The organism is Methanosarcinales archaeon (genome assembly GCA_014859725.1).
In the GTDB taxonomy this organism is placed as follows: domain Archaea; phylum Halobacteriota; class Methanosarcinia; order Methanosarcinales; family Methanocomedenaceae; genus Kmv04.
This window is the reverse complement of the sequence record JACUTQ010000238.1, coordinates 1-2,450: the sequence shown is the minus strand read 5'-3', so window position 1 is coordinate 2,450 and position 2,450 is coordinate 1. Positions and strand designations below refer to the sequence as shown.

Genomic DNA, 2,450 nt, shown 5'->3' with positions numbered 1-2,450 from the left:
TGCTCTATGTTTTTGCAGGATGATCGCCAGGATTTCTGCTTCTGTGATCTCTTTTCTCGGCATTATGACTTCAAGGATTTCCTTAACATCTTGAACCGACGTCATTGGAGCTTTTTGACCAAATTCGACCTGTAGTCCCAAAATAAACAGCATAGCAAGTACCGTCATTACCATGTGATGGTGCCAGCCAGTCCAGCCTCTCACCTGATAATCCGCCATTTTGGCAGTACCTTTTGCATCCTGCAATGCCCGTTCCATCCAGTATCGACTACACGACATCTGACCCAGCCGTTCAATGCTTGTATCGACAGGTGCATTTGAAAACTGATATTTCGTTTTATTGTCATTCTCATCTTTGCGTATTATCAGCCAGATTTCTTTTCCAGGTAGTTTATCTTCGACAGGATACACACGCAGACATGCCAACCGAGACCAGAATTCCTTTCTTTCAGTATCTCTGAGAAAAACACGACTATATTTGACGTCTGGATGCTTAGCCAGTTTCTGTACTTGCACTGGCTTTGGTTCTCCCAGGGCTAATTTCTCTATTGTCGGATTGCGTCCACGTGTTCCTTTTTTCTCTGGGATTTCTGTTTTTGGCAGATTCAACCATACTTGCGTATCACAGGGAACATCAGCAATGTAAATCATTCTATTGCTATCGATTGCACTACGCAGCCACGGCTGTTCCCCATAAAAACAGTCCATTCCAACCCATGCAAAAGGCATTCCACCTTCTTTGGCGTTCAACATCATCTCCAGACCAAGTTCGGCTTTGGTTTTGAATGTAACATCGTCAGGTACACCACATTGCTGGCGGCGAACAGGATCATTTACCCAGTCTTCAGGAAGATATAACTGTTCATCGATAAGGGTTCGATGATTTCCATTTGCGTATCCAAGATAAACTCCAACTTGACAGTTTTCCACTTTCCATAGACGACCGCAATATTGCCGTTTTACTCCGACAGAATTCTTACCGGATTTTTTGAAACCTGACTCATCAATGTGGATTGAACCGTTGTTTTTATCGCCGATTAGCTCTGTTACATCTTTCTGAATTTGATTGATCACAGGCCTTTCATTCCAGGGCGAATCCGAGATGAAATTCTGAAGTGCTTGATTGTTGGTATCGGGTACATTCCTGGCATAATTTACCATATTGCCTCTCCCTTTCTCTAGAAATATTCCCTGAAGGTACTGCAGTGATTGTTTCTCTAAGCTGCGTGTCTTTGTTATAAAACATAAGACATATTTATTATGGAACTGCTTTAGCTTATTGGTCGATGCTTTTAGGTCTCCAACTTGCAAATTTGAAAAAAATTCATGATCAACCCTCCAAAGAGAATATTATAGAAGTCTGATTTATATAAATATTTCCGAACTTTGAAAATCAGCGAATACTTATATGCTGAGGGACTAATCTAACAAAGTCAAGTTAATCATAACTTCATTATTAAAAAATCGGCAATGTATTTATACTAAGTTTTACTTTAAATCAAACTATAAGGAGATGTGTTTTTGTTAAAGGATGAGATTAAGTGTGAGAATCAAATCGGCAGTGTGGACTTGGTTCCTTCACCGCGCGTATTACGAATGCTGGGAAACATTGAGTTCGAAAATTGGCAATGTCTAGCTGAACTCATTGATAACTCAATAGACTCATTAATGGGAAGTAGTGAGGGGGGTACTATTGGAATTGTTACGCCTTCAACGAATGAATTTGACAGTGATCCTGATGTATTTGTAAAAGTATGGGATGATGGTCCAGGGATGTCTAAGGAACAACTTCAAAATTGTTTGAAAGCTGGTTATTCCAGCAATGATCCCTTGTCACGCCTAGGCTTGTTTGGAATGGGATTCAATATTGCTACTGCTCGCCTTGGAAAGACAACTCAAGTCATGACCACCAGAAAAGGTGATAATTATTGGACTTCCGTGGTCATTGACTTTAAGGAAATGGAAAAAAGTGGGAATTATGTTAGGCCACTTTACAGCATCGAAAAATCTAATAGTGATATTCATGGTACGCAGGTCATAATAAAGAATTTGGGTGATAGGGTCAGGACTATTAGGAAGCAATCACTTAATAAAAAAAATTTGTCAAGAATTTATTCTCCTGTTCTCCAAAAAGGAAAAATTAAAATTATTATTAACGATGACAAACTAGAAAGCAGGGGACATTGTATTTGGGGGAAGGATAGGTCTGTCGAAAGAGGTGGAGAAAAGATACCCGCATATATAGAAATAAATAAGAATTTTGGAAAGGAATATTACTGCATAAACTGTTGGCAATGGATTGACGAAGTTCCAGTGTATGAGGGGATAAAAGCGATAAAATGCCCTGAATGTGGTGATGACTCTGGAGTTATTGAAAAAGAAAGGAATCTAAGTGGATGGCTTGGAGTACAGAGACATTATGACCCGGAAAATTATGGTATTGACCTAAA

General features: G+C 39.5%; 2 protein-coding genes. One reads left to right on the top strand and one right to left on the bottom strand.

Annotation, left to right across the window (positions count from 1 at the left end; translation table 11 throughout):
• Window positions 1-1,311: IS701 family transposase (locus IBX40_12685; GenBank protein ID MBE0525166.1), on the bottom strand; the 1,311-nt coding region annotated here is incomplete at its 3' end.
• 210 nt (window positions 1,312-1,521) lie between these two features.
• Between IBX40_12685 and IBX40_12680 the strand changes: the two genes are divergently transcribed.
• Window positions 1,522-2,450, top strand: a 929-nt coding sequence (locus tag IBX40_12680; GenBank protein ID MBE0525165.1) for an ATP-binding protein, incomplete at its 3' end; no start/stop codon positions are given.